Here is a 21,632-nt window from a genome sequence, read left to right as displayed (position 1 = left end):
CTTTTCGCCGAAGGTGGCTAATGCTTGCAGCCGCTATTCCCCCTTCAGGAGGGCTCGTCTTGCCCACGCCTTTGATTTCCGTCGTTGACGATGACGCCTCAGTCCGTGCGGCGACAGAGAATCTTTTGAAATCGCGTGGCTACATCGCCCAAATATTTGCGTCGGCCGAGGAACTCCTGAGGTCCCCGCAATTGAATGAGACATCCTGTGTCATTACCGATGTGCAGATGTCGGCTATGAGCGGTCTGGAGCTGTTGGCAGAGATGCGGACACGTGGTTACGATGCACCATTCATTTTCATTACGGCTTTCCCCAACGACCGCGTGCGCGCGTCAGCGCTGGGCGCCGGAGCGATTGGCTTCCTCGCCAAGCCCTTTGCCGGACGAGCGTTAATCGAGTGCCTCGACACCGCGCTGAACGCGTATGACGGCCGAGGCGGCATCTGATGCAATCAACCTGCGGCTTGAGTTGATGTCCGATCTAAACGGTCCACGCGTCGATCTCGCCGCCGGTCTAGCTTTTCGCAGTCAAACACGCTACTTGCTCGAAAACGCGAGCGAGAGGCCAATTGCCAATTGTTGCCTGATCGATGCTTTACCGACTATCGCCGGGCGGCTACCGTGGTGTAGAACAACTTTATCGCTGCGAGGGCCGGAAGGGCAGTCAGCTCGACTCATACTGTAGGTCGACGTTCAAGGTAATGCTCACCCAAAGCAATCGACGACCCTAAGCACTTCTTAACTCGTCTGGATCACGGCTATATGCTCCATTCCAGAATGGAGCTGGCGCGAGAGCCCTCGACAAAACAAGAGAGTGGCTGTTCGCAGCCCGACTGCAGTGACGATGATAACGCAGCTTCGCCCAGCACAACCGCCTCGCGTCTTGTGTTGAGGCTATTCTGGCGAAAGAGCTCTGCACGACGCTCGTGCTCACGGCGTCGCTATGTCCGTTAACGCATGCCGGTCGTCTTGTCCATCGGGCGCCGCTTCGCGGTGCATTTCCTTGCCCACCGACTCACGGCAGGCTCCCATGCCCTTACCACTTCGTAGGCCGTCATCTGTAGAAGACTTCTGCCTCCAAGCCGTCCAACGTGCTCGGCGCAACAACCCGGCCCCTCGGCGGCCGGGCGCACTTTGGTGGCACCCGATGCGGGTCCTCGCCGCAGCGAGCATTGTCGCAATTGCTTGCGCAGTGAGCCCCTACTTCCAACGCTCAAACAACTCAGCAACCGCTAAGCCAAGGAGCACTGGCAGTCTTCTGACCCAACTCAGAGGAACTCTCAGCCGAAAAGGCTATAAACACAGAGGAGCCCGGAGCAGGCTAGATTAGTCTACTCCATCGGGCCCAATCACCGGTGATCCCATGGTCACATAAAATCATCCTCATAATCGTACGTTGAGGGGCTCGCTGGGATCTCGGTATCACTACCTTCACTGTCGTCAGCTTTGGAAAGATACCGCGCGGCAGTGCCTTTTCGCTGCCAGTCGCCGTCGCTATTCCTTACCCACTTGTCTGACTTCTCTGGGTCGAGAACCATGTTGTCGGCGTCAACCTCGACGAATCCCATCTTTGCCGCACGGGCTCTTGCTTCGGGATTGGCCGGACGCAAATTCAGCAGCGGCTGTTCGCCGTCTATTCGAAGCTGATGCTCGAGGAGGATATCGCCAGCGTTCTCGACAAGCGGATGAACGACTTGAAGATCCACAGTAGAGGTAGTCCCGTGGCGTCCAGGAAATAGCTTCTTCCACCTTTTGACGTCGAACTCGGTCATGCTGTCACCGCCTTCCATTCTTAGAAGTCCGACACTCTTGTTGCCCAATTGGTAGCTGAAGTATCGCGCATTCTCGGAATCTCGGGTTGTCCCGTAGTCTTTGGCAACTTCTGCAGTTCGCCTTGCCTTGGCGGACACGAAGTCGGAGTACTCTTGGGGGTTGTCGGCGATGTAATTGATTTCGTCGCCGTGATAGGCCTCCGCGGCTTTTCGGAATGACTGACGATCCCTGAACTCTATGATGGGAGGGGTTGAAACGAGCGAATACGGTCTTGTTGCCGAAGATGAACTGCCACTCGAGCCAGATTCGGCTAAGCGCATATTGGCGAACGCATCCGCAAAGTTGTCTGCGTCCATTTGCTCATCAGTCTCGGCAAAGTGAGAGGATTGGAGGTAGGACGAGCCATTGATCCGATTATACATGGCGATTGGTGCTCCCGTCGGACATACATTTCCGCATCTAGCTTAGGCTTGTTAAGCCCAGCGGCGCTGATAGGGAGCTTGGCTTACCAAAACCTGACGTGGCCGCCCTCACGTTGGCTTGTCATAGGGCTTCCTTCTGAACGACACGGCGGCACACGCTCGTGCCATTGGCATTCATCAGGTTTTGATGAGAGGCCGCGAACAGCTCCGAGGAAGCGCCTCTATTAGGAATTTGGTTGATCGCTGATTGACCTGCTGACGCCAATCGGATCGTACTGTTTTCGGAGTTCCGCCGCGGCCGCCTCATATCCAGGTTTTCTTTTCGACGTTCCAGTGGAGCTCGCGGACCGCCTTCCATAGATTGGCCGATTTCCAGACTTTGAGCAACGATATCGCCTGCCCCAGAAACATAGCCTAACGTCGACTCGTGGAAGCGCGACCGCGCGTTCGGCGTCAACGCTCATTTACCCAAATCCGCATTTCGCCTTCGCCGCGGTTAGCCCAGCTGAACCACGGAATGAATGTCAGCCGCTGCGGTTCTAGCTGTCCAGGCATTTTGTCGTATTGATAAAGCGCCGCTTCTTCAGAATGCGTGTGTTGCAACCGCGCCCCGCCGGCCTGCAGCAAGATCTTGCCACTAAAGAGACCAGTTCCTTCGATAAGGGAAAACTGACTGTCTGCACCAAGCCAAACGTTGTGTAACTCGTTCCCGTTGTCGGCCTCCTCCAGACAATAAATTAAGGGGCCACGCTGGATGGCCACCTTGCCGGCCAAATTGCGAAGTTGTGGATGGCCGTATACGCGACGCACTTGCATTGGCAGCGATAGTTTGACGCGATCTCCCTGCCGCCAGGTTCGGTGAATGTGCAAATAGCCCTTGCGCGGCTCGCAATTCACAGGCTCGCCGTTCACGCTCGCCTGCGGCGCGCTGCACCATTCCGGCAGGCGCAGGGCGAGCGTGTGGGCAATTGGCGGCGCAGATTCGACGGCGATTTCCACCTCGTCTCTCCAGGGATAGCTGCCGCTTATGAGCAACCGCAGCGCATGTCCGTCGACGGATATTGCCACCCTATTACCAACGTAGAGATTTACATAGAGCGCGTCGGTGCTGGGCGTGTAGATGTAATGACCAATCGATGTGAAAAGGCGTGCGATGTTCGGTGGACAGCACGCGCAGCCAAACCAGCGTCGTCGCACCGGCGAGACGTGATTGTAGATGCCATTAGACCTCAGCGTTTTGGGATGCACTTCGAGCGGGTTAACATAGAAATAGTGACGCCCGTCGAACGCGATACTGCCGAGAACGGTATTGTAGAGCGCACGCTCCATCACGTCGGCATAGCGACCGTCCAGTTCCATCTCCAGCATACGGCGCGCGAACATCATAAGGCCAATCGACGCGCAACTTTCCGCGTATGCCGTGTCATTTGGCAAATCGTAATCGCTGCTGAACGCTTCGCCGGCGCCTTGCGAGCCGATGGCTCCGGTAATATAGATCTGGCGCTGGACCATGTTTTGCCATAGCCGTAGGCAAGTTTGGCGCTGCTCCTCGTTCTGGCGCAGACGCGCGAGATGAGCTACTGCCGTCATGAGGTATACAAAACGAACCGCGTGACCGGTTGCAGTCCGCTGCTCCGAAAGGGGCAAGTGCGCTTGGCTATACGCTTTGTTCTTTATCATCCAAGGCGTGCCATCGGATTTGGGCACGCAGGATTGCTGGCGCTTCTCGTACTCAATGTCGTAGAAGTGTGGCTCCGTGCCACGTTGCTCCAAGAAATAATTGGCTAGCGTGAGATATCGCTGCTCCTTTGTCGCTTCGTAGAGGCGTGCCAACGCAAGTTCGATTTCCGGATGGCCATCATAGCCGTGCAACTGATCGCGCTCTGGGCCGAAAACTGTGCAGAGGTGGTCAGCAAGCCTGCAAACGACCTCCAGCAATCGCCGTTTGCCAGTCCCCTGAAAGAATGCGACACCCGCTTCAATCAAGTGGCCAGCGCAATAAAGCTCGTGGCACTCCGTTAGGTTGGTCCAGCGCTCCTGAGGCGCGTTCAGTATGAAATAAGTGTTGAGATAACCGTCGCCGCATTGGGCGGCCGCAATCAATTCAATCAGCTCATCGACGGCTTTCTCCAGGTCTGGATTTGGTGCCTGGCACAGCGACCATGCAGCCGCCTCAAGCCATTTTGCGACGTCACTGTCCTGAAAAACCGTGCCATGGAACTCGCCCCTCGCACGTCCGGCAGCAAGGCGGAAGTTCTCTACCGCGTGACTCGGTATCACCTCGGGATTGCGATCGTTTAGTACCTCCCATTGGTAGGGAATTGCCACTTCCCTGACCAACTGCTGGCATTGCCCAATCAGTGGATCCGAGACCTGTAGGTTGTGAAGATCGACTTCGGCCACATTGCGATCATTCATCGCGTTCCTCCTTGGAGTGTGGCGAGCGGAGACCTAGCCTGGCAAGCCACCTCACCACGATTGCGCTGTTGAGCTTGTCGCCCTGAGATTTGCAGCTGCACACTCGTAATCTCGGTGCGAGGCTTCAAAACGATAGAAATGGAGAGGCTGCCCTAAGGCGCGGTCCTCCCAGACATGCGTTGACAGCACGTTCGAGGAGCGGGACAGCAAATCCCGTGCCCAGAATGAGGAGCGGTTATTCTGGTCAACCAGATCCGCGGCTCCTCGGTAGGAACCGGATGCGATCGCTGGCCCACCAACCGGAGTTGCCAGTCGTGCTAAATCCCGCGTCGCCAGCTAGGCTGGTAGATCCTGCTATACGAGCGGGTCGGCCGCTGGAGTATATAATGACTAATAGTACTCTCCTGCCGCTACAGCCGGGGGCGCCGCGTCCTTCCGGTGCGGCGCCGCCCTGCACTCGGTTTTAGGCCCTCGAACTTGCGCGGGAATGTCAGGTTTCTAACAATCCATTTGATGACACGTAGCAGCTGGGAGGGCCGCGGTAGCGCGTATGGTCCAACCGGATTGCGTGAGCCGCTGCTACGCGCGATCTAAGCGACAAACCGAACTGCTAATCCTAAGCTATCGTCCCCGGGGGGTCGAAGTGCATGCTCAACGTGCCCGACATGGGGCGGATGCTGGCAATCAGGAAAAGTCAGTTGTCGCGCGTATGCGCTGCCAGTGAATAAGCCACGACGGAGCGACCCGAAGCTGTTGTGTGCACCGACTTGCTCGTCGGCTTCGGCAAGGTGGGAGGATGAGTTAGAGAGTATCTTTTGTGCACCGAGCTTCAGGCTGATTTGGCCCCGCAAAGCAGATAGCAGGCTGGGTAACCGAGAGCCGACTTGGATCTCCCAATTGTCCGCGATTCCCACTTGTTATCGACCGGTCCGCTTGACAACAGGAAGGTAACGCTCGCTCCCATTGGCGTTAGTCGGTTGACGATGATGACGCAAGCAAGACTGACTCTGCTCATCGAGCTGGATCGGCCTATGATTGACCTGTTGATACTGCGACCGCCTCCTTGAGCTCGCCCACTCCATTAGTGGCCTCAATGCTCCGATATAGCACTGCCGCCTTATTCCACAGTCACCGATTTTGCTAGATTACGCGGCTGATCCACGTCCGCGCCCCTTACGAGGGCGGTATGGTAAGCCAAGAGCTGAACCGGAATGGCATAGACCATCGGCGTAAAGCTTGCGACCATCTCCGGCAGCACAATGGTCATGAGTGTGTCCACCGTCGCTTCCAAAGCACCCTTCGAATCGGTGATCAGGATGATCTTGCCGCCCCGAGCCGCAACTTCTTGCATATTCGAGACGGTCTTCTCGAAGACCTTGTCATAAGGCGCGATCACCACAACAGGCACTGTCTCATCTATCAGTGCGATCGGTCCGTGCTTGAGCTCGCCGGCGGCATAACCTTCTGAGTGGATATAGGCAATTTCCTTCAGCTTGAGTGCGCCCTCCAACGCCAGGGGGGCCGATGTGCCACGACCGAGATAGAGCACGTCCCTTGTATCGGCGATATAACGCGCGAGCTTCTCGATCTGCGGCTCGATCAACAGCGCCGCAGCAATCAACCGCGGCACTTCGATAAGCTCACGCACAAGCTTCGATTCATCGATCTCAGACAGCTTACCGCGCTCTTTTCCCGCTGCGACGGCAAGCGCCGCCAATACCATCAGCTGGCAGATGAACGCCTTGGTGGAGGCGACGCCGATTTCTGGCCCCGCCAGCGTCGGCAGAACGGATTCGCTCTCCCGCGCAATCGTCGACGTCGGGACGTTGACCACAGATATCGTGTGCACGCCCTGGTCCTTGGCGTATCGCAACGCAGCTAGCGTGTCAGCGGTTTCGCCCGACTGCGAGATGACGATCGCGAGATCGCCCCGGCGCAAAGGCGCCTCCCTGTAGCGGAACTCGGACGCTACATCGATCTCGACAGGCAAGCGCGCCAGCCGCTCGAACCAGTATTTGGCGATGTGTCCGGCATAGCTTGCAGTGCCGCACGCGGTAATAGAGATGCGCTGAAGGGATTTAAAGTCGAACGGCAATGTGAGCGGCAGGGCGACGCGCTTGGCCGCCATGTCGAGATAATGCGCCAATGTCTTGCCGGCCACTGTCGGCTGCTCGTGGATTTCCTTCGCCATGAAGTGGCGATAATTCGCTTTGTCTACAAGGAGTGACGATACGCCAGACTTTGATGTTTCCCGCTGGACGACAGATCCGTCTGAGCTATAAATCACGCACATCGTGCGCGTAAGCACGGCCCAGTCGCCGTCCTCAAGATAGGTGATGGTGTCGGTCAAAGGCGCGAGCGCGATCGCGTCCGATCCTAGATACACTTCGCCGTTACCATGTCCAATCGCAAGGGGCGACCCCTTACGCGCACCGATCAAAAGGTCGTCGTGGGCCTTGAAAAGGAATGCCAGTGCGAAGGCACCGCGCAGCCGCGGCAGCGACGCTTGTACCGCATCCTGCGGCGAGTAGCCCTTCTTGAGATAAGATTCGACGAGATGCGCCACCACCTCCGTGTCTGTCTCTGAGTTAAAATGGGCCCCATTCCGCTCCAGTTCGGCTCGCAGCTCGCGGAAATTCTCAATGATCCCGTTATGAACGACCGCGACGTTCTCCGTCGCATGCGGGTGAGCATTGCTCTCGGTCGGCTTTCCATGTGTCGCCCAGCGGGTATGACCGATGCCGGTATGACCCGACGGAGGATAATAGCGCAGCTGCTCCTCAAGGTTTCTCAGCTTACCTTCAGCGCGGCGGCGCTCGATACGGAGACCTTCGAGAGTCGCGAGGCCTGCGGAGTCGTAGCCGCGATATTCCAATCGCTTGAGCGACGCGACCAACTGCCCAACGACCGGACCACGCCCAAGAATGCCAACAATTCCACACATATCGATCAATGCAGCCCAAGTTTAAGGATTCCGACGTCCCCCTACAGGAACCCGGTCATGAAATTCGCTTGCCCGATGCTAACAGGTGTCAAGTTCGGGATTTTTCGCGGCCGCCTGTATCGCCGCCGCATTCACAAGCGTGAGTTAGATCTCTTTCAGCCATATCGCTTCGCCCGGCTACATTCCGCTTTCGGCTGCCGATCGAGTACAAACCGCGCAGCAGCTCTAGCCTGAATTGTCCTGTCTTACTGGAGACATTTTTCCGGCGCGGGTTTAAGAGACTTATCATACTCGAACCGAGGCAACTTACGCTCGGTCAAGGTTAAAGGATTAGCGTCGAAGCTCCATTGTACGAAAGTAAGCTCTCGATATCGAAACGTTCGACGAACTATACCAACGTTTGCTACTCTTTCTCACTTTGTCTCGCGTCGACCATCCACTGCCTGCCGCGAGTTGGATATTGGCAACGGCGCTGATCATGGTTGATGAGTCGACCTGCAAGACTGCGTGTTCTGTTCGGAAGTTAACAGCGCTTTGTAGACTCGGCTCTATGAGCAGGCTTGGCCGTGTGCTGGCTTGCATGTCGTCATTCCGACAAATGCATTGACGAATGCGGCCTCAGCTCGTCGCTCTCCCACGCCATGACGAGACCACGCGAATGCACACATGCGCCTGAGGATAGATAAGGAGCACAGACCGTCGCTTCTATCTCATTGGAAATATCGCCCAGGGGCAAGCGCACCCCGGGCGCGCGTAACGGCGTTTTGCCATCCATCTCGCCTGCTTAGGATTATCGCATTGCTAGGGTTAGTAGGCTTCATTTTTGAGGCTCAATGTGTTGGCATCCTTCAGTACAAATATAAATCAATGTATATAGTGTGCATTCCTGCACGATCTGTATGACTGGAGCTAACGATCGCTTTCCTTTAATTGCGGGTGGAGCGCGCGTGCGCATCTAGATTTTTCGAGAAATGGCTTCGCAATTGTGTTTCAAAGCGAGGCTCTTTGCGGCGCAACCAAGGGAGACCATGGCGGCTCAGGACTCAAAGCGGCGCGTTGCGCTGGTTACCGGCGTGACCGGCCAGGACGGCGCCTACCTCGCCGAACATCTGCTGTCGCTCGGCTATGTCGTGCACGGCATCAAGCGGCGCTCGTCGTCCTTCAATACCGCGCGGGTCGATCATCTCTATCAGGACCCGCATGTCGGCAACGTGCCGTTCATGATGCATTACGGCGACATGACCGACTCGACCAATCTGATCCGCCTGGTGCAGCAGATCCGGCCGACCGAGATCTACAATCTCGCCGCCCAGAGCCACGTTGCGGTCAGCTTCGAGAGCCCCGAATACACCGCCAACGCCGACGCCGTCGGCGTGCTGCGGCTGCTCGAGGCAATCCGCATCCTCGGCATGGAGAAGGAGACCCGGTTCTACCAAGCCTCGACCTCCGAGCTCTACGGCCTCGTGCAGGAGATCCCGCAGAAGGAGACCACGCCGTTCTATCCGCGCTCGCCGTACGGCGTCGCCAAGCTCTACGGCTACTGGATCACCGTAAACTACCGCGAGGCCTACGGCATGTTCGCCTCCAACGGCATCCTGTTCAACCACGAGAGCCCGATCCGCGGCGAGACCTTCGTCACCCGCAAGATCACCCGTGGCGTCGCCCGCATCGAGCTCGGGCTCGAGGACACGCTCTATCTCGGCAACCTCGAGGCCAAGCGCGACTGGGGCCATGCCAAGGATTACGTCGAGGGCATGCACATGATCCTGCAGGCCGATGCGCCCGACGACTTCGTGCTCGCCACCGGCGAGATGCGCTCGGTGCGCGAGATGGTCGAGCTTTGCTTCGCGCAGGTCGGCCGCCGCATCGAATGGCGCGGCAAGGGCGTGGAGGAGACCGGCGTCGATGCCAAGAGCGGCAAGACCGTGGTGCGGATCGATCCGACCTACTTCCGTCCCACCGAGGTCGAGCTCCTGATCGGCGATGCCAGCAAGGCCCGCGACAAGCTCGGCTGGAAGCCGAAGCGGCCGTTTGCCCAGCTCGTCGAGGAGATGATGGCGAGCGATCTGGCCGAGGCCAAACGGGACGTCGCAAATGGCAAACGCACCGTTTGAGCTGAAGGGCAAGAGCGTCTACGTCGCCGGCCATCGCGGCATGGTCGGCAGCGCGCTGGTGCGCCGGCTGGCGCGGGAGGACGTCAAGCTGGTCACGGTGGACCGGCGCGAGGTCGATCTCTGCAACCAGGCCGCCGTGTTCGCCTGGTTCGCGAAAATGCGGCCGCAGGTGGTGTTCCTCGCCGCCGCCAAGGTCGGCGGCATCGCCGCCAACGACACGCTGCGCGCCGAGTTCATCTACGACAACATCGCGATCGCGGCCAACGTGATCCACGCCGCGCATCAAAGCGGCGCCGAGAAGCTGATGTTTTTGGGCTCCTCCTGCATCTATCCGAAGCTCGCGAGCCAGCCGCTGCGCGAGGACTCGATGCTGACCGGCCCGCTCGAGCCCACCAACGAGCCCTATGCGATTGCCAAGATTGCCGGCATCAAGATGGCAGAGGCCTATCGCAGCCAGTATGGCAGCGACTTCATCAGCGTGATGCCGACCAATCTCTACGGGCCCGGCGACAATTATCATCCCGAGTACAGTCACGTGGTCGCCGCCCTGATCCGGCGCTTCCACGAGGCCAAGCTCGCGGGCGCGAGAAGCGTGGTGGTCTGGGGCACCGGCACGCCGCGCCGCGAGTTCCTCTATGTCGACGACATGGCCGATGCCTGCGTGCACCTGATGAAGACCTACTCGGGGGCCGAGCTGATCAATATCGGCACCGGCGAGGACATCACCATCGCCGAGTTAGCACTCATGGTCGCGGCCGCCATCGGTTTTCGCGGTGAGATCAGCTTCGACACGTCGCGCCCTGACGGCACGCCGCGCAAGCTGCTCGACGTCGCGCGGCTGTCCGGGCTCGGCTGGCGCGCCACGACCTCGCTTGAGGACGGCATTCAGCTGGCATACCGGGCGTATCGCGCCGACAGCGATGGACGGCACCAGAGTGATCTGCCTGTTCCGGGATAACGGCCAATCCTAGGTATCAATCGGCGGTGAATGTCCAGCCTAGCGGACTTGCCGCTCACGTAACGACCTACTTTGCTTCGCACGTGACAAGCGTTCATTGTCAACAACCAAGCTCAGTCGGACGTCAAGAACCCGAGTGACGCGCCGTATCCTAGCTACGAGGTGGCCAACCACTTGCAGGAAAAGGAGAATGGCCATGATCGAACTTGCTGCCACCAAGTTGAGAGCTCATCGACTCTAAGCCGCTAAACGCCGACCGGGGACCGTCATTAGCCGGAATCGTGCTGGTGTCCCTTTCCTCTCGACAAAGGGTTAACGATGGTCTGTCATTATCATCCTCGCCGACAGCGTAACGATGGACATGAGCGCGCCTAACATCGCGAACGCCAAGGGCAAGCCAAAGATGTAGGCGACGAGCCCGACGCCAGCGGGCCCGACGAGTATACCCGCGTAGCCGCCTGTCGTGATGACCGCGATCGCAACGCCTGCTGGCATCACTTTCTGTTTGCCGGCACAGCGACACAGTGCGGGTACAACATTTGAAATACCCAATCCAATAAGCAGGAACCCCACCATAGCAATCAACGCGACGGGCGCGGCCACCACAGCCAAGAAGCCTGTCACGATCGGCAGTGTCCCAAGCATCAATGTGGCACGGTCCCCGATTCGCGCCACCACGGCATCTCCGCTGAGACGCCCTGCGGTCATTGCGATTGAAAAGAGCATACAACCGATGCCCCCGTGCGCCTCCGCGAGAAGATTTCGCCCAACGAGAAGCAAAGCGCTCCAATCGAGCATTGCACCTTCGACAAGAAAGGTAATAGCCGCGAGCACAGCTATTAGCAACACACTGCGATGAGGCAAGACAAACAATGGCCCCTGCTGCCTCGAACCCGTCGCGAGCAAGCCCGGCCAGGCCGACACAATCGCGATCGTCATTACCGCTGAGCAGACCAACGTCGAAGAACGCGCGCCAAGCTGTAGCGAGAGGAACGAGGTCACGGCGGCAGAGCCGGTGAATTCCCCAATGCTGTACTGGGCGTGGAAGCCAGACATCAATGGACGGCCGGTGGCGCGCTCCAAGTCAATCGCATGAATGTTCATGGCTACATCGATCGAGCCGAGTGAAACGCCGAAAGCAAACAGCGTGGCACCGAGCCCGAGAGGTGTGTCGGCAATTGCAAGCCACGGCAGGATGATCGCGAGTCCAAGTCCACCCGCGAGGATAATGGGCCTGCTGCCGTACCGCGCATTCGACACGCTGGTCAAAAGCATAGCGACGACGGATCCCGTTCCGAGACAGAGCAGAAGAAGACCAAGCATGCGGTCATCCACCGCGAGCCGCTCCTTGGCGAGTGGCACCAAAGGCGCCCATGCCGCGAGGCCGAATCCGGCCACAAAAAATGCGAGCCGCGTCCCAAGCAGGCCGGCAGACCAATTGGCAGATGGTATCACGGGCGCTCCTGAGAGAACGGGCTCGTGAGCGCGGCGCCCCTCATCCTGCGTGCGTCGGCTGCAAGCGGCCCACGGCTCGACGATGTTGGCCTCAAGTTGACATTCTGTATCCCTGCAAATGCAATGCCGTCACAAAAACTGGACTACGTCACAGGGCGAGCGACAAATTGGGGTGATCGTCGAGCCCGTGGATTCGGTGTTTCGGGTAATCCTTCCCGGATGAGCGAGCCATAAGAGGGGCGACAACTTTTGCTGGTCTGCGACAACCGGAGGCGCAACGCTCACTATGGCTTTGTCGCAAAGCCTACAAACCCTGCAAAGCCAACGGCACCCCCGACGCCACTGTGTACTTGGCGCGAACACCGCTCTAGGTTTTCCGACAGCTTTTGCAAAATCGGGAGTTCTCATCGCAAGTAACGGCGCTGACTCACGAGATCAATACAAGACCGTTATCACGCGCAAGCCGTCAATGTGGCCCGATACCTTTATATTGAATTATTCCTGGTTTCCGGCGGCCAGAAAGCTCCCTGCGCCGCGCTCGCTGTGCCGTGTCTCGAGTCATCCGTTTGTCTGAACTAGCGCTTGCCGCGGCAACCACAGCTGCGGCGAGTGACTTGGCGACAATTTCAAAAGTTTAGGGCTGTCCTGGGATCCCGAATTCCGGGCGCCGGTGCGCTGGGCTGTCTTGGAGCAATCAACCAGATTTCTATGCCATTATTAGCGCCGCGGAAGAGGGCGGCGTCGCTTAGGTCCACTGCGCGCGCGCATTCGATACCGAGGTGCCCGCCGGCATCGTTCAAGCGCTTATCTTCCCAGTTCGCCGAGACCGTCGCGATGACCAAATCGGACTTTGGGTGGTAAGGAGCAAGTGTAGCAGGCACAGATCCATCAGTATCGCCGCCCCCTCACGTTAAAAGCCCAGGCGCTCTGCACTAGATCGAGCTCGATCAGCACCAGTGAACCGACGCCCGCATCAAAGCTCATGCAGATGCGTCAAAATATGTCCGGATCAAGCTGGCGCATGCGGTATGACCCCAGCACGATGTCGAGCGTGACACTACGTATAAAAACATAGAGCGAGCTGCCGCATTCGGGAACAAGCCGAGGTGATAATAGACGAAGGCGGTCACGCTGGATTCCGCCACGCGAACCAGGGCTAGGCCGGCGCGAAATTCGTGTTTAACCAGGCCCTGATTGTCAAACCGCATCGCTAACGGACGGCCCGGAGGTAGTCGTCACCGAACGAGAGGACACCCAGCATCCACCCGAATGGCAGGCGGATCAGCCAACTTGCTTCGATAGGGCGGCGTCAACCCGCAGCTTGCAGCAGGATCACCGGGCAAAATGATCGTGTAGGTGGCGAATTTGATCCAGTCCGGCTGGAGCGAGGTCAAGGCATGGCCGCCGGGCGCAACGCCTGGCAAGACAGGCAACATGGGAAACACTCGTCTCCAACCATCGGCACGCCTTCAGATTGACGAGGAGGACGTAAACGGGAAGCAATGATCACAATGGCGGAGTTGAGAATCCGATTGATGTAGAACACCAGCGGAAGGGATACAGTGAGCGACGAAAAGCCGTTGTCGATGGCTCCATTTACAAAGGCCGCAAAACACGTCGTTGCGGCCAGAACCGCATAGCAGCCTCAAACCCAGGCATTTCCTTAAGTTTCCCACGCCGGAGGCGTCGGGTCACGCGTCAGGGAACCAGCGTCGCCATTGGTCATCAGGATTGCGGCAGAGTCTGACCATTCGCTTACCAGCTCCACCGCCGTCACAACGGCAGTGGCCGTCCCCAACTGCAGAGGTTCAGCAGTTGGTCCTACTCTCAACTTCGGTCGTACAATAGAAGCGGTGCTGCTTTTCCCAGTACCTGACTACGATCACTCAGCCATTACGTGTCAGTCTGTTGTTCGGTTTGTCGATCAATGGTTTTTCGTGTCGAAAGCCGTAAGTGCGTCGGTCATGTATGCGGGGGGTTCATGACAACGACCGTCCTCGACGCGTTCGTCCACGGAATTGAACTCGTGTCGATCAATCCTAAGGCGGTTCAAACCAGCGTTACCTTTTTAGGTAGCAACGCGGACGCGCGTCAGACGGAAGCAAATAGCTGTCCTTCAAGAGCCCTTGGCATAAGTGGCAACGCCATCTCTTACAGGAGAGTATGAATTCTACTTCCCCCCGGCGAGGTCGAGCTTTCGCGCTCCGCTGCCGTGAAGTCCGGTACAATTCACCTTAGCAGCCGCGTATCACCGACGTTGCTCTTCGCCGAGCACCTGATGGTCGCCAAGCTCGGCACCACCGGCGTGAAGATCTCGATGCGTAAGGGAGCGTGAAGCGGTCGCAGGCTCCTTCGCGTACCACACTGAGCGAACCTGGATTGATTTTTTCATCATTGCTTGGCCATCTGGGCATCAGCAGCGCCGCTGAGGTCGAGCTCGGCAGCGATCTTCGCGCGGCCGGAGCTCGCATCGGCACGATGATCGGACGCGATCGCGACATAGACCGCCGGCAGCACGAAGAGCGTGAACAGCGTGCCCACAGACATGCCCGCGACGAGCACGAGCCCGATCGAGAAGCGACTCGCGGCGCCAGCTCCCGTTGCGGTCATCAAGGGTATGAAGCCCGTGATCATCGCCGCAGTGGTCATCAAGATTGGACGCAGTCGGACACGCGCCGCCATCTCTATAGCCGAGCGACGGTCAAGTCTCTCCTTGAGCTGCAGCTCATTGGCGAATTCAACCATCAGGATGCCGTGCTTGGAAATCAACCCGACCAGTGTCAACAGTCCGATCTGGGTGTAGATGTTCATCGTCGCCCAGCCAAAGAATGGCGGGATCAAGGCGCCGACGATTGCCATCGGCACGCTGATTAGGATGATGAGGGGATCGCGCAGACTTTCGAACTGTGCCGCGAGCACCAAGAATATGATTATAAGTGCAAATGCAAAGGCAATGGCCAGTTGGTTGCCCTCGTGCACATATTGGCGCGCGTCGGCAAGGAAGTCGTGGCTGAAGCCTGCGGGCAGTTTCTTCGCCTCCGCTTCCAGGAAGTCCACAGCCTGACCGATTGTGACGCCGGGCATCGGCACAGCCTGAAAGGTCGCGCAGTTGAGCTGGTTGTAGTGGGTGAGCGCGTTCGGATCGGTTGCAGTCTCGATGGAGACTACGGTGGACAGCGGGAGCATCGAGCCCGCCGCAGTCTTCACATAATAGCTCCCGATTGCTTGCGGCGCCAGGCGTTCCTCGCGTGGCACCTGGGGGATCACCTGGTAGGAGCGGCCCTGCAAATTGAAGCGGTTGACGTAGTTTCCGCCAAGTAAGGTGGCGAGCGCGTTTCCGATGGTCTGCATGGTGATGCCAAGCTCGTTGGCCTTGGATCGATCAACCTTGATTCGTACCACCGGCTGGTTGAACTCGAGGTCGGAGTCGCTCACCATGAACAGACCGCTCTTCCGCGCGGCTTCCTTCAGCTTCGACATCTGCTCGTAGATGGATTGGAAGCCAAGCGTCGAATTGATCACCATTTGCACTGGTAGGCCATCCGAACCGCCCGGAAGTGGCGGCAAGCTAAAGGCAAACGCGTTGATGCCTTCGATTTTGGACAGCTCGGCCTGGACAAGGGACTTTAGCACGATCGATGATCGCTTGCGCTCGTCCCATGCCTTGAGCAACATTCCGGCCATGCCACTCTGCTGGCCGCCAACGCCATTGAGCACAAAGCTCAAATCAGTCTCTGGAAATTTCTGCAACGCGTGTTCGAGCTTGGCGCCGTAATAGTTGAGGTAGTCGATATTGGCGTATCTCGGCGCCTTGGTTAGAGCGAATACGATACCTTGATCCTCCTCGGGTGCGAGTTCCTTGGAAGTGTTCATATAGAGAAAGCCGACGAGGCCCAGCATGGTCAGCGCAAACAGGCCGGTAATCGGACGATAGTCGAGCGAGCGGTCGAGCTTGCGGCCGTACCATCGTGTCATGGTGCTGAAGCCGCGGTTCACAAATCTTGCAAACCGCCCCTCCTCAGCGCGCCTCAGGAAGACCGAGCACATCATCGGCGACAGCGTCAAAGCGATCACGCCCGACACGATCACCGCTCCCGCTAGCGTAAACGCGAACTCGCGGAACAGCGCACCAGTGAGGCCGCCGAGAAACCCGACTGGGGCATATACCGCAGCCAAGGTAATCGTCATGGAGACAACAGGGCCGACGATCTCGCGCGCGCCCCTTATAGCAGCCTGTAGAGGCGGCGCACCTTCTTCTAAATGGCGATGAATGTTCTCTACCACAACGATCGCGTCATCGACCACGAGACCGATTGCGAGAACCATCGCAAGGAAAGTCAGGAGATTGAATGAAAACCCCAGCGCCAGCATCATGCTGCAGACACCAACGAGCGAGAACGGAATAGTGACCACAGGAATGATGACCGACCGCAGCGAGGCCAGGAATAGGAAGATTACCACCACAACGATCACTACGGCCTCGATGAGCGTCTTCTCCACTTCATCGAGCGACGATTGAATGAATTTGGTGGAGTCGTAGGCCACTTTCATCTTCAGTGACGGCGGCAGGTTACGCTCCATTTCTGGAAACAGCGCCCGAACGCCTCGCGCTATGTTTAGCGGATTGCCTTGCGGGCTTGCCCGAACGCCGATAAAGACCGCGTGCTCGCCGTTCATTGCGACGCTAGTGTCTGTGGTCTGCGCGGCAAGCTCGACTATCGCAATGTCCTCCATGCGCACAAAGCCCCCGTCATTGGATTTGACGATCATGCGCTTGAAGTCATCGACACTCCGCAGATCCGTGTTTGCCGTGACATCGGAGATAGTGAAATAGCCCTTGGTCTGGCCGGCCGCGGCCTGGAAGTTGTTAGCGGCGATTGCAGCCGAAACTTCAGCCGGCGACACGCCGTGCCCTGCCATTTTCGCGGTATCGAGCCATAGCCGCATCGCAAAACTCTGGCCGCCCAGGATGTCTGCCGCTGCGACGCCGTCGACGGTTGACATAACGGGTTGCACAACGCGCGAGAGGTAGTCGGAGATCGCGCTGGCCGCCAGTTCCTCGCTGGAAAAGGCGATATACATGACAGCGGTGGCCTGACCGGTCGACTTAGTGACGACCGGATCGTTTGATTCCTTCGGGATCAAGTATTTGACTGAGTTGACCTTGGAGAGCACCTCGGTGAGCGCTTCGTTGGGATCAAAATTGAGCTTGATGTAGACTTGAATCGTGGAGGTACCGAGCACCGATGAGGAACTAATGTAGTCGACGCCCTCGGCGGAAGCGACTGCCTGCTCCAGGGGAGTGGTGATGAACCCCTGGATCATGTCAGCGGAGGCCCCAGGATAGGAAGTCGTGATATTGACGACCGTATTAGATAGTTTGGGATATTGCCGGATCGGCAGTACGGTGGCCGCGCGAAAGCCGATCAGTAAGATCAGGCAACTGACGACGATAGACAATACCGGACGTTTGATGAAAAGCTCGGTAAATGCCATCTCGACTCGCATTTCAAGAGGGGGATGCAAATTCGCCAGCAACTTGCGCTACGGCAATGATCGTCAATGCGGCGACTGCGCTAAAGCCCGTAGTATGAGGGAAGCGTTATCGGCTACTCTAAGAGCTCACGCGTTCCTGAGCATAACGCGCCCAATCCTCCGCTTTTCCATCCTCGTCGCTCGAATGAATATTGGCTCCGCCGTTCTGATCGCTGATCGCGATCTCGAATAGTGTCTTAAGATAAAGCCCCTGCCCTTTTGCAATCGGCCAAAGGTCCGACTCAGGATGTTCGCCTTCACACCTGATTGGAACGCAACGACTTCAAGCAAGGCATCAGTTCAGGCCTCGCGCCGCCCCATCGATCAGGGTCGATCGAAAGTACAAACAACCTGACGAGTGCTCAACCCTACAAAGGTAATTGGGCAATATGGTATGGGCTGCAAAACCTATACTAAGGTTTGTCGAAATGGGCGCTGGTCGCAGCCGCGCGAAACTTGTGAGGTTACCAGACGCAAAGTTCTCGGTCCCACAATATTCCGCAAGCACCCCCTATTGCATCGCTAACCCGCTGAACAACGTCGGATCGGAGTTCGGCCTTTGCTACCAGCTCGATAGGTCTGCCGGAAAAGTTGCCTTGAGCACTTCTTCCAGCTGAATATGCTGCGCACGGTTTGGCTACGCATTCGCCATGATAGCCCTGCGATCAGCCTTCATCTCACACGAGCCATAGCCAGCCATGGTTCGCCGCATCGTCCTATTCACAGCCAAGAACAAGACTCTCCGTTCTTACGCGTCCACATGCACGCCGGCTCGAGATCGCGCGCAACCGCAAGGCCGATCAGCTTGGTAATGACATCGACCCGTTGTTTGCGATGAATTCGAGAATGATGCTGAGCTCGCCCATAAGGGCGCACGATCTTTGCAAAGAATCGATCGAGCGGGTACGACCAATGCGAGAGCTTCGGTTCGCGGCGTTGGGGGATGTCGGCTCGTAAGCCTGATGCACGTCCGCGAATTGCGCTGGTCGAGCCGGTCACGGCGATGCGACGTCTCGCACATCAAGCTCTCGACAGCGCAGCAAAACACTCATTACTCGGACGCTACTCATATGTGGCCTGCGATCCCTTCAGCAGCTACGAGGGCAAGAGGATTGTACTGTCCATCCGGTGGATCTCCGTCAGTTCCTCCACCTTTCGGTCGTGAGCCAAGGGTCCGCGCACCGGCGAAAGGCATCGATCTGCTCCAAGATCAGCAGCGACGACGCGCTGCGCTTCGCTTGGTCCGACGCCAGTCTCATCGAAACAGTCGTCTGATGGCGAAGGGGGCCTCCGAATTCGCTCAGGTCAAACCTGAAGTGGTCTCCGGAGGACGGCGACGAGCGTGTCGACCGCGTGGGTCCGGTCCATAGAGCAAGATGCCGTTTGGAAGCTGTAACCGGACCGCATGGTATCGTTCCGGATCCGAGCTTGACTCCATCACGTACTGGCGGAACTGCCAGGTTAGGCGAAAGCTTCGGGCGCGACGGCTCGGCGAGGCTGGAGACGCCCAGCGCCTACAGGAAGAACCGACCGAAACCACGGGGTCGCCGCTCGGACGGATCCATGTCTAAAGACTGATTTGCAACGAAGCGAGCAAGATCTCCGCGGCCAGGCTGCCTGCTCTCCTCCGGTTCCGCCGGCTTTACGCAATCTCCAGGCGCATAGGTCGGAGCCATAGCGGTCACACAGGCAAAAAGCATGCTTTGGTCAGTCTGGTCGTCGCCAGAACCGCCGAGACCATGTCCCGCTCGCCTGGATCGACCACCTGTCCAGGGACACTTGAGTCCTCCAACACCGCCTCGATCATACGGGCTAACTACGGATTCCATTCAGGACGAACTGGCAGCGAAATCGATAACTTGGAGTCCTCCTCGTGACGGGCCCGGCAGTTTCGATCCAGGTAATCGCCAGATGCAAAGGGTGTGCCGCCCAACAGCATCACTTCGGCGGGAGCGAAGCCGTTGGCTCCTCTCTTTTGTTCGCCGGGGCACCCGATTGCACGACGAGTTCGTAGCGACAGTTGCGCTTAGGCACCATCCGAGCATGATGCTAGAAATGATCACTTCCCCCCACCTCTTATCGATTGCCGCCAGCGCTGGTGCGTGCACCTCGTTGAGCTGCGCAATGGCCTAGAGGTTCAATCGTGCGGGACACACATCGCAAATTGTCCTTGCAGACGAATCCAGACAAGGCGATCTTACGCCTCGCGCGCGTACTTGCTCGTGTGGCCGCGAGGGAAGATCATGAAAGAGAGCTCGCCAATCGAAGAGACGACAAGGAAGAGAGCGACGATCTATGCTCGATTCTCATCTGATCTTCAGAATGAACGTTCGATTGAAGATCAGCTTTCGCTTTGTCAAAGCTATGCCGAACGGGAAGGCTTAACCGTTATCAGCACCTATGAGGATCGGGCCCGTTCGGGTGGCTCAGTCATGGGACGCGAAGGCCTTCTTCGGATGTTGGACCAAGCGCGGGAGAGATCCTTTGACGTAATAATCGTCGAAGCGCTCGATCGTCTTTCTCGCGACATGGAAGATCTCGCAGGCATCCATAAGCGGCTGTCTTTTCTCGGAATCGAGATCCGGGCGGTTCACGAAGGTGTTGTCAACACCGTGCTGGTCGGCCTTCGCGGCTTGGTCGGACAACTCTATCGTGAAGACAACGCTCACAAGGTACGTCGTGGCCAAGCAGGGCGGGTCAAGCAAGGTTTGGCTGGAGGTGGCCTGACATACGGATACGCCGCGGTTGCCGGAAAAAGCGGCGAACGGGTCGTCCTCGAGGCCGAGGCACAAGTGATCCGGCGCATCTTTCAGGAATACGTGGACGGTCGAACGCCTCGCGAGATCGCACACGATCTCAACAAGGAAAGGGTATCACCTCCGCGAGGGCGCGCATGGAATGCTTCAACTATCAATGGCAACGTTGAGCGTGGCGCCGGAATTCTGCAGAACGAGCTTTATGTGGGGCGCCTCGTCTGGAACAAGGTCAGGATGGTGAAAGATCCCGACTCGGGAAAGCGCCTGTCACGACCGAATCCGAGGAGTGACTGGCAGATTGCTGAAGTGCCGCATCTTGCAATTGTCAGTCCAGAGTTGTTCACAGCTGCCCAGCAACGCAAAGGGGAGCGCAGCCACGGCCACCCCAGCCATCAACGTCGGGCCCGTCGGATGCTATCTGGCTTACTCCGTTGCGGTTCATGCGGCTCGGGTATGGCAACGAATGGACGGGACAAATCGGGGCGCGTTCGGATTCGCTGCTCGGCGGCCACCGAAAGTGGCATGTGTCCTGACGCCAAGACGTTCTATTTAGACACGGTCGAGAGTGCAGTCCTCAGCGGGCTAAAGACCGAATTGCGCGCGCCGAAGGTTCTTTCGGAGTACGTGCGCACATATCTAGAGGAGCGGAAGCGCCTCGCAGCTACATCAAATGCAAAGCGGCAGCGCCTTGAGCAGCAGCTAGGGCAATTAAACCGGGAAATCGAACGACTGGTGGATGCGATTGCAAAAGGACATGGCGATCCGTCTGTTCTCGGACCGCGATCAACCGCACTGGATGCCGAACGAAAGCGGATATCCGAGGAGTTGCAGAGTGAACCGCTCGCCCCGAAGGAAGTCGCGCTGCATCCGGCCATCCTCAAACGATACGAGGAGCAACTCGGTCGGCTTGAAGAAGCGCTAGCAAAAGGTGCCAGTGCAGGCGACGGAGAGGCCGCCGAAGCCATCAGAGACCTGGTCGAGACGGTCACTGTGTTCCGCGATCCAGCGCGCCCAGGTGGTGTAGCCGTGGAGATAGCAGGCCGGCTAAATGCCCTGCTCGGGGAAAAGGCCTATCCCAACCAAGTCAAAGGAGTGTGGGGAAAGGTGGTAGCGGGGGAGGGACTCGAACCCCCGACCCCAGGATTATGATTCCCGTGCTCTAACGGTTTGAGTCCTTGGCGCGGGACTTTTGCGCCGACCCGGGCCGAAATGCCCGGGAAACCCCCACCCGGTCAGGCACTTGCAGGGGCGATTTTCC

General features: G+C 58.0%; 10 protein-coding genes. 5 read left to right on the top strand and 5 right to left on the bottom strand.

Annotation, left to right across the window (positions count from 1 at the left end):
* The first annotated feature begins 20 nt into the window (after nucleotides 1-20).
* A complete protein-coding gene (locus MTR72_RS38585; RefSeq protein WP_341512217.1) occupies nucleotides 21-446 on the top strand; it encodes a response regulator transcription factor in 426 nt (141 codons plus the stop codon).
* Between the two features lie 920 nt (nucleotides 447-1,366).
* Here MTR72_RS38585 and MTR72_RS38580 read toward each other — a convergent pair.
* The 3 genes from MTR72_RS38580 to glmS form a co-directional block, all read right to left on the bottom strand.
* Entirely contained in the window at nucleotides 1,367-2,194 is an 828-nt protein-coding gene (locus MTR72_RS38580; protein ID WP_341512215.1) for an Effector protein NopP, read from the bottom strand.
* A gap of 453 nt (nucleotides 2,195-2,647) precedes the next feature.
* Entirely contained in the window at nucleotides 2,648-4,612 is a 1,965-nt protein-coding gene (locus tag MTR72_RS38575) for a glycoside hydrolase family 127 protein (protein WP_341512214.1), read from the bottom strand.
* Nucleotides 4,613-5,729: 1,117 nt separating this feature from the next.
* Nucleotides 5,730-7,556, bottom strand: a complete 1,827-nt coding sequence (gene glmS / locus MTR72_RS38570) for a glutamine--fructose-6-phosphate transaminase (isomerizing) (protein ID WP_341512213.1) — start codon at nucleotides 7,554-7,556, stop codon at nucleotides 5,730-5,732.
* 1,028 nt (nucleotides 7,557-8,584) lie between these two features.
* On the opposite strand from glmS, the gene gmd reads away from it, so the two are divergent.
* Nucleotides 8,585-9,670, top strand: a complete 1,086-nt coding sequence (gene gmd / locus MTR72_RS38565; RefSeq protein WP_341512212.1) for a GDP-mannose 4,6-dehydratase — start codon at nucleotides 8,585-8,587, stop codon at nucleotides 9,668-9,670.
* Nucleotides 9,651-10,628: a GDP-L-fucose synthase gene (gene fcl, locus MTR72_RS38560; protein WP_341512211.1), complete on the top strand. Its 978-nt coding sequence runs from the start codon at nucleotides 9,651-9,653 to the stop codon at nucleotides 10,626-10,628. Before gmd ends, fcl begins: the two co-directional genes overlap by 20 nt.
* A gap of 312 nt (nucleotides 10,629-10,940) precedes the next feature.
* On the opposite strand, the gene MTR72_RS38555 is transcribed toward fcl, so the two are convergent.
* On the bottom strand, nucleotides 10,941-12,080 hold the full coding sequence (locus MTR72_RS38555; protein ID WP_341512216.1) for an MFS transporter: 1,140 nt from the start codon (nucleotides 12,078-12,080) through the stop codon (nucleotides 10,941-10,943).
* Between the two features lie 2,394 nt (nucleotides 12,081-14,474).
* Nucleotides 14,475-17,579 (bottom strand): efflux RND transporter permease subunit, encoded by a 3,105-nt coding sequence (locus tag MTR72_RS38550; protein ID WP_280968609.1) that lies wholly within the window; start codon nucleotides 17,577-17,579, stop codon nucleotides 14,475-14,477.
* A gap of 982 nt (nucleotides 17,580-18,561) precedes the next feature.
* Between MTR72_RS38550 and MTR72_RS38545 the strand changes: the two genes are divergently transcribed.
* Both MTR72_RS38545 and MTR72_RS38540 read left to right on the top strand, forming a co-directional pair.
* Nucleotides 18,562-18,783, top strand: a complete 222-nt coding sequence (locus MTR72_RS38545; protein WP_341512210.1) for a hypothetical protein — start codon at nucleotides 18,562-18,564, stop codon at nucleotides 18,781-18,783.
* 1,078 nt (nucleotides 18,784-19,861) lie between these two features.
* Nucleotides 19,862-21,523 (top strand): recombinase family protein, encoded by a 1,662-nt coding sequence (locus tag MTR72_RS38540; RefSeq protein ID WP_341512209.1) that lies wholly within the window; start codon nucleotides 19,862-19,864, stop codon nucleotides 21,521-21,523.
* Nucleotides 21,524-21,632: the final 109 nt, after the last annotated feature.

This window comes from Bradyrhizobium sp. ISRA442 (genome assembly GCF_038085055.1).
Lineage (GTDB): Bacteria > Pseudomonadota > Alphaproteobacteria > Rhizobiales > Xanthobacteraceae > Bradyrhizobium.
Note: the sequence above shows the minus strand (reverse complement) of the source record. Positions and strands in the feature narration are given on the sequence as shown.

Excerpts from the sequence above, each read along its gene's own strand:
- glmS (WP_341512213.1), bottom strand. The coding sequence starts at position 7,556 with ATGTGTGGAATTGTTGGCATTCTTGGGCGTGGTCCGGTCGTTGGGCAG.
- MTR72_RS38550 (WP_280968609.1), bottom strand. The coding sequence starts at position 17,579 with ATGGCATTTACCGAGCTTTTCATCAAACGTCCGGTATTGTCTATCGTC.
- MTR72_RS38540 (WP_341512209.1), top strand. The coding sequence starts at position 19,862 with ATGAAAGAGAGCTCGCCAATCGAAGAGACGACAAGGAAGAGAGCGACG.
- MTR72_RS38585 (WP_341512217.1), top strand. The coding sequence starts at position 21 with ATGCTTGCAGCCGCTATTCCCCCTTCAGGAGGGCTCGTCTTGCCCACG.
- gmd (WP_341512212.1), top strand. The coding sequence starts at position 8,585 with ATGGCGGCTCAGGACTCAAAGCGGCGCGTTGCGCTGGTTACCGGCGTG.
- MTR72_RS38575 (WP_341512214.1), bottom strand. The coding sequence starts at position 4,612 with ATGAATGATCGCAATGTGGCCGAAGTCGATCTTCACAACCTACAGGTC.
- fcl (WP_341512211.1), top strand. The coding sequence starts at position 9,651 with ATGGCAAACGCACCGTTTGAGCTGAAGGGCAAGAGCGTCTACGTCGCC.
- MTR72_RS38545 (WP_341512210.1), top strand. The coding sequence starts at position 18,562 with ATGTCGGCTCGTAAGCCTGATGCACGTCCGCGAATTGCGCTGGTCGAG.
- MTR72_RS38580 (WP_341512215.1), bottom strand. The coding sequence starts at position 2,194 with ATGTATAATCGGATCAATGGCTCGTCCTACCTCCAATCCTCTCACTTT.